Genomic DNA, 6,004 nt, shown 5'->3' with positions numbered 1-6,004 from the left:
CGTTCTTGTATTGCTTGCTCATGGGCGCAGCCTCCTCGGTTTGAGAATGGCTCATTATTACCCAAAAGGAAGTCTTTTGAAACAACGTAATGGAGGATATCTCTATATTTTTTCGCAAAGCTGACGTGCCCGATACTCGTAATTCTGCCGGCATATTTCGAGCAGCTCGAATTTCGCACCGCGCTTCGGAACGGTAATTCCCACGGGCTTGCCGCCTCCTCCACGGCGGAGGGTTTTACGAACGGCAGCGACATCCTGAATCCGATTGACGATCAGTTCGTCGGGCCGCTCCTGCAAATACCGCTTGATCAAAAAGCGATCGACGTATCCCGCATCCGTCCCCGTCTCATCCAGCGGAAAAAATTCCATACTGCGAATCATACCCGAACGCAGGCAGGTTAGCATGACATGATCTTCTCCGAAGAAGAGCACATCCTGATCGGTCACGGTGTCCCGATCCGCTACTTGCTTCACCAAAAGCTTTTGCAGCGAACGGATTTGCGCCATAAGTCTGGCCGCTTTTTCATATTCAAGGCGCTCCGCCAACCGGGTCATTTCGTCTTCCAGCTCGGCGATCAGCTCATTATCCCGATTGGACAGCAGCGCGGAAGCTCTAGCTACATCTGCTAAATACTCTTCCTTCGAGATCATGCCTTCGCAGACCCCGCTGCATTTTCCCAAGTGATAATACAGGCACACCCGCCTGGGCAAGTGCTGGCAGGACCGCAGACCGTAATGCTCGTTGACGAATTCCTGCAGCGCGTTGCGAAATTTCCCGTTGGGATATGGACCGAAACGTTGGGAAGCCGACACCTTTCCTCCCAATAGAATGGAACCGGGTGCCCCCCCGCCGCTGTCGGATTTCATCGCCTTCCGGTTCCGGAAAAGGATGGCAAGCCGGGGGATCGGCTCGTCCGTGAACCCTAAGTAAGCATATCCGGAATTGTCTCTTTTCAAAGCGCTATTATATTTCGGTTTGTGCAGCTTTATCAGATTATTTTCCAAGAGCAGGCTCTCGGTCTCGTTTGCCACCAACACAACTTCGATATCCGCAATATCCGCAGACAACTGCTGCAGCTTAGGGGTGGGGAGCTCCTTGCGAAAATAGGAGCGCAGCCGATTACGGAGATTCTTCGCCTTGCCGATATAGATGATCTTGCCCTCGGCATTTTTCATCAGGTAGCAGCCAGGTTGTTCGGGATACATCCGCGGGTTGAAGTCAAAGGCCATAGCGAAAAGAACCTCCTCCTTTATGCAGGGTGGCAAAGCAACTCTATTCTAGCAAAACGATGCAATTGGCAGCAACCCATCCTTGTCCCGCGGTAATCTATCAAAAGCAAAAAGAGCGGCAAATCGCCGCTCTTTTTCTAACCGTTCTATTAAAAGTTGAAGTTGTCCGGATCGGAACCGAAACGGCGATTTTGATTCATTCCGTCAATCCGCTCCATGTCTTCGGCAGTCAGTTCAAAATCGAATACATCTGCATTTTCCTGAATCCGACCTGTATTCACGGGTTTCGGTATGGTCACGATGCCATGCTGTAAATCCCAACGGATGATGACCTGCGCCGCCGATTTGCCGTATTTGCCGGCAATCTCCTGCAGCACGGGATGATCCAGTTGGTTACCTTGCATCAGCGGGCTCCAAGCTTCGATCTGGATGCCTTTATCCTTGCAAAAGGAGCGCAACTCAACCTGAGCCAACAGCGGGTGCAATTCTACCTGATTGACGATCGGCAGCACCTCTGCACTCTCCATCAGATCTTTGAGATGATGAACCTGAAAATTACTGACACCGATGGCTTTGGCGCGGCCTTCCTTATAAATCCGTTCGAGCGCTTTCCACGTTTCCTTGTACTTGCCCTTTACCGGCCAGTGCACCAAATAGAGATCGACCGCATCAAGAGCCAGCTTTTCCATGCTCTCGTCGAAAGCGGCAAGGGTGCTGTCAAAGCCCTGACGGGAATTCCATACTTTCGTTGTGACAAAAATACTGTCCCGGGAGATGCCGCTTTCCCGAATCGCCTGCCCGACTCCTTCTTCGTTGCCGTAGGCCGCAGCCGTGTCAATGTGCCGGTAACCAGAGCGCAAGGCGGAAGTCACCGCATTTATGACTTCTGTGCCTTCTTTCGACTTATAAACACCAAGTCCGATCCATGGCATTTTAACTCCGTTTGCCAGTGTTGCCACATCTGAAATATGCGCCATTGCCATATCCCTCGCTTTCAATGAAAAATGGATGGAAGCGATCCTTCAGAAACCAAATCGTAATAGGTGTATGATAGCACAATTGAAGGAAGCAAAGAAAACCGGTCCGATGTACGAACTGGCCATCACAGAATGAATCGCTTCACCCTTGTTGCTTGGCACTGCCCGATTGATTCAAGTAATCGTGGGAGTGGTACAGAGCCCCGGCCTCTTCAAATGGATCGACGTGCACATACACATCGCCTATGTGGGGAATTTCATGATAAAGTTCGTGAATGACGGCCTGAGCGATATGATGCCCCGCTCCTACGGTGAGGGCAGAATTCACCGTAACGCTGATCTCGGTATTGATCTCATGCCCCGCCCAGCGGGCTTTTACCTCGCTGACGGTTTCAACCCCGGCAACCTTTCGGGCTGTTTGCTCGATCCGGTCCAATGTATCCGGTTCGATGCCGTCCAGCATACGGGTGAAGATCGTCTGAGCGGAATCCTTGACGATAAAAAGAATCATGACGGTGATAAGCAGCCCGACGATAGGGTCTGCCAGAGGATAGCCAAGCCAAGTGCCCACTACGCCAACCAGCACGGCCAGGGAGGTAACCCCATCGATTCGGGCGTGCTTGCCGTCGGCGACCAAAGCGGCGCTGCCCATTTTTTCGCCGGTACGAATGCGGTAGAGGGCAACCAGTTCGTTACCGATGAAGCCAATAACCGCAGCCAGCACCGTAATGCCCAGGTGCGTCTGCTCTACCGGATGAAGGAGTCGATACACCGATTGATAGCCGGCAACAATTGCGCTAATGAGAATAACCGCGACGATAAAAAGTCCCGCCAAATCCTCGCTGCGCTTCAGACCGTAGGTAAAACGGCGGGAAGGCGGCCGCCGGCTGAGCAGAAAAGCGATCCACAGCGGGATCGAGGTCAGCGCGTCACCAAAATTATGTATCGTGTCGGCAATAAGCGCGACGCTGCCGGAAAAATAGGCGATCACCGCTTGAATGCCCGCCGTCAGCAGCATCGCCAAAAGGGACAGAAGCAGTACTCGCGTAGCATCCTTATTCCTCATCAGTTCGGCTTCGCCTTCTCCGTGACTGTGGGAATGGAGGCGCACTTCCTTTTCTTTTCCCTTATTCAATCCTTTTCACCTCACTAAAACATCAATATCCATCGTTTAAAAATGGTAATTTTGCCGGGATCAAGCTCGTCAAGCGTGCAACGGCATCTGCATCTCCCTGCAGATTGCCTATCTGATGGAGAACATCCGGCCCGCGGCGGCTGATCAGCATAGCGGATAACGTCTGAATATCGCAAGACAGGCTCATAGCCTCCCTACCCTGGATGCTCTCGCAACTCGTTACCTCCGCCTTACCCGTACCATCGATGGCGATAAGAAACGAGCCGTTGTTCCATTCGGCGTGTTCATCCCGCAGAGTCAGCCGTATTTCCGTATCCACCCCTAATCCCGTAAAGGGATAGGCAGCGAGAAATGCAGGAGCGTCCACAATCCGGACCATGAAATAGGGAATGACCTCCTGCTTAAACCGGGGATTGGGCAGCAGAAATGGTAGAATATCGTCTGCCGGAGCTTTCCACTTCACCCGTTCGATCATGGAATCATGGTTGCCGATAAACCGCCACAAAGCTCTGCGCGCTTCCTCCTCCAAAGCCACAAGCTCGTAAAGCTCCATTTCCCTGCCTGATATTTTATAACGGATATAGCCCTGTGGTACTCCTTCATCGTTCGTCCATACCGCGGCCGTTCCTTTTTGCCATTCCTGTTGAAGCTTTTTCCACCATGTTTCGTCACGCTGCAGCATGCCGTTGTAACGCACCGCATCGGCTTCATACAACCGGTTCAACAAGCCCGTGTCCTCGGTCCGTTCCATGCGGCCGGAGGTTTCCGTATACTTGGGCAGTTGCGCCGTCGGGATTTCGTATTGTTTGATCTCGCAAAAGGACTCCCAGCCATACTTCCGGTAAAAGGCAAAAGCAAAAGGATTGAGGCCGGAAAGCATCTGACCATTCTCCCTCATCACCTTTAGACTGTTCCGGAGCAAATCCGCCACAAAACCTTGACGGCGGTACTCCGGCCAGGTGGACACTGAAGCGATGCCGCCCAAAGCGAAAAGCTTGCCGCCGACCCAAGTGTGAAAGGGAATGAGCCTGAGCTTCGCCGTCAGTTTTCCATCTTCAAAGCAGGCCCAAAAATCGCGGTGGTCTGCTTCCGCTATTTCCTTTTGCCGTTCTTCATCGCTCCGTTCAAACTGAAATGCAAATTCAGACAGCCGAAAAAACGCCTCCAGCTCTTCCTGCCGCAATTGCCTGATTTCCTGCCCGCTCACCGCTACACCCCATTTTCATCGTTTATTCCATTATGCCTCCTTGTTTGACAAAAGAAAACGCCGAAATCCGCACAAACAGATTCCGGCGCCTTAACTTGTTGAGTATGTATCTCAGAGTATCTCATCCGAACCGATAACTGACAATGAGCACAACCGAAAGAATCAATACGATAGAAACCGTCATTAACGACACCATGAGGGACAAACTCTTGCCGGCTGCAGCGATTTCCCCAACCACCGACTTTTTCCCGCCACCCGCTGCATCGGCGCTGAGCAGACTCCGTGCCGCCTTTTTGCCGAAAATGGACAGCACCGCAATCACCGCGATGATGATCAACCCGCCGATATTCTGCATATAAAACAGCCAGAAGGGCGTCTTGTCGCCGTAATCCTCGGTTAGCACCATCACGAGACCCGTTACCAAGATGATAAAAGCGCTGGGGTGGGTAAGTACGTTGAACACCCGAATCGTGCTGCGGGCGATTGCGTTATGTCCCGGTTTGTCCAAATTTTTCTTGAAAATGCTCAGCATAACGCTGATTGCAACAAGCGATCCCAGCCAAATAGCCAAGCCTGCCAAGTGCAGAAACAACATGATTCCAAACAAAATATCACCCCTCGATTTGGAAGATTAGACTCATTCTTATTAACTCAAAAATATTGAATAGAGTCAAATGGCTGATAGTCTGCGCTCCAACATCGTTTTCCAACTGGCGGAAAGCTCCTCTACAGCTAAAAGAGAGCGCATCGCTTCCGCATCTTCTTTACATCGATAGGCGATCTCGTTTGCCCGGGCTATGGTCATCTTCAGCGGATGGCTGCGCACCAGCTCAACCGCATCGTCAAGGCCGACCATCCCCTCCTCCAATACGCGAAAATAAAAACCGGTCCAGCCGGTGCTTTCCATTTTCAAAGGGAGGTCGACGAGATCGTGTTTCCAAGCCAGCTTGTAACAAGGCTGCCGGGGTTGGCTTACCTGAACCAGAGCGTTGCCCATGCGGAATACATCTCCGATGGAAACTGTATCCTCTGACAGTCCTGCCAAAGTCGTATTTTCACCGAAGGAGCCGTGGGGCATCGGCCGTTCCAGTTCTTTTTCCCAATAAGGATAATGGATCTGGCAATAAGCGCAGACTGCCTTGTCCGGACCGCCGTGGTGTACAAGATCGGCTTGCCCGTCCTCTGCAAAACCGGTTGTCGTCAAATAGAGGGGACCCACAGCCAATTTCTTGTTAATGCCCGATTCCACGGTTTTCTCCCTATGGCTTAACGCAGCTGGCTTTCCTACAAGAAGAGATACGATCTTCGTCCCGCTCATGTCTGCTCATCCTCCAGTTGTTATGTATCTGTCTATAAGAAAAACGTCTATCGATGTACATTCAATGTAGACAGACCCCGTTTATAGGTCGTTTTTCTTGCGATATCAGGAAGCCATTACTTCGAAGTTAATACTTT

6 protein-coding genes are annotated in these 6,004 nt (G+C 51.5%); all 6 read right to left on the bottom strand.

Features of this window, described 5'->3' with window-relative positions:
- Positions 1-102: 102 nt before the first annotated feature.
- The 6 genes from TJ79_RS23860 to TJ79_RS23835 all read right to left on the bottom strand — a co-directional run bounded on the left by TJ79_RS23860 (position 103) and on the right by TJ79_RS23835 (position 5,867).
- Positions 103-1,230: a GIY-YIG nuclease family protein gene (locus TJ79_RS23860; RefSeq protein ID WP_040952848.1), complete on the bottom strand. Its 1,128-nt coding sequence runs from the start codon at positions 1,228-1,230 to the stop codon at positions 103-105.
- A 149-nt stretch (positions 1,231-1,379) separates the two neighbouring features.
- On the bottom strand, positions 1,380-2,207 hold the full coding sequence (locus TJ79_RS23855; protein WP_040952847.1) for an aldo/keto reductase: 828 nt from the start codon (positions 2,205-2,207) through the stop codon (positions 1,380-1,382).
- Between the two features lie 142 nt (positions 2,208-2,349).
- The gene (locus TJ79_RS23850) at positions 2,350-3,342 is read right to left on the bottom strand and encodes a cation diffusion facilitator family transporter (RefSeq protein WP_052339935.1); all 993 of its coding nucleotides are present in this window, start codon (positions 3,340-3,342) and stop codon (positions 2,350-2,352) included.
- Positions 3,343-3,364: 22 nt separating this feature from the next.
- Positions 3,365-4,549 carry a GNAT family N-acetyltransferase gene (locus TJ79_RS23845; RefSeq protein ID WP_040952846.1) on the bottom strand — a complete coding sequence of 395 codons (1,185 nt, stop codon included), beginning with the start codon at positions 4,547-4,549 and terminating at the stop codon, positions 3,365-3,367.
- Positions 4,550-4,670: 121 nt separating this feature from the next.
- Positions 4,671-5,156 carry a hypothetical protein gene (locus TJ79_RS23840; RefSeq protein ID WP_040952845.1) on the bottom strand — a complete coding sequence of 162 codons (486 nt, stop codon included), beginning with the start codon at positions 5,154-5,156 and terminating at the stop codon, positions 4,671-4,673.
- A gap of 63 nt (positions 5,157-5,219) precedes the next feature.
- Positions 5,220-5,867 carry an MOSC domain-containing protein gene (locus TJ79_RS23835; RefSeq protein WP_040952844.1) on the bottom strand — a complete coding sequence of 216 codons (648 nt, stop codon included), beginning with the start codon at positions 5,865-5,867 and terminating at the stop codon, positions 5,220-5,222.
- Positions 5,868-6,004 lie beyond the last annotated feature (137 nt).

Source organism: Gorillibacterium massiliense (assembly GCF_000455485.1).
GTDB classification, from domain to species: Bacteria; Bacillota; Bacilli; order Paenibacillales; family NBRC-103111; genus Gorillibacterium; species Gorillibacterium massiliense.
The sequence above is the reverse complement of the archived record's forward strand: the minus strand, read 5'-3'. Positions and strand labels throughout refer to the sequence as shown.

Bases quoted from the DNA above. Each gene is read 5' to 3' on its own strand.
- TJ79_RS23860 (WP_040952848.1), bottom strand. From the start codon at position 1,230: ATGGCCTTTGACTTCAACCCGCGGATGTATCCCGAACAACCTGGCTGC.
- TJ79_RS23855 (WP_040952847.1), bottom strand. From the start codon at position 2,207: ATGGCGCATATTTCAGATGTGGCAACACTGGCAAACGGAGTTAAAATG.
- TJ79_RS23835 (WP_040952844.1), bottom strand. From the start codon at position 5,867: ATGAGCGGGACGAAGATCGTATCTCTTCTTGTAGGAAAGCCAGCTGCG.